This is a genomic window from Zoogloea sp. (assembly GCF_023150065.1).
Lineage (GTDB): Bacteria > Pseudomonadota > Gammaproteobacteria > Burkholderiales > Rhodocyclaceae > Zoogloea.
The window spans coordinates 1-573 of sequence record NZ_JAKLLN010000188.1; the positions used below are offsets into that span (position 1 = coordinate 1).

Annotated in this window: 1 protein-coding gene; it reads left to right on the top strand. The window is 68.2% G+C overall.

From position 1 onward, the window contains the following. Positions 1–573: ATP-binding protein (locus tag L6Q67_RS24195; protein WP_296576265.1), on the top strand; the 573-nt coding region annotated here is incomplete at both ends.

Consider the following 573-nt stretch of genomic DNA (forward strand, 5'->3'; position numbering starts at 1 on the left):
GACAAGGGCCTGATGATCCGCTGTCACATCGCCCGCGATCTGCCGCCTTCGGCCAAGATCGACCCGATCCGCCTGCGCCAGGTGCTGGGCAACCTCATCGCCAACGCCATCAAGTTCACCAGCAGCGGCGAGATCGTGCTGAGCGTCGATCAGCGGCATCTGGATGGCGGCGACGATGCACCGCTGTCGTTCTTCCATTTCAGCGTGCGCGATAGCGGCATCGGCATCGAACCGGCCGTGCGGCCGCGGCTGTTCACCCCCTTCACCCAGGCCGACAGCTCCTACGCCCGGCGCTTTGGCGGCACCGGGCTGGGCCTCGCGATCTGCCAGCAGCTGGTGGATCTGATGGGCGGCGAGATCGGCGTGGAGAGCACGCCGGGCGAAGGCTCGAATTTCTGGTTTTCAATCAGCGCGCCGGTTCAGGACGAAGGGGCCGAGCCCGCCACCGCCCTGCTCCATCCGCTCGACACCCGCGGCAGCGCGGCCCAGCTTGCCGGGCTGCGCGTGCTCGTCGCCGACGACGACGCCCTCAGCCAGGTGCTCGCCACGGCTCAGCTGGCGCAGTTCCATTGC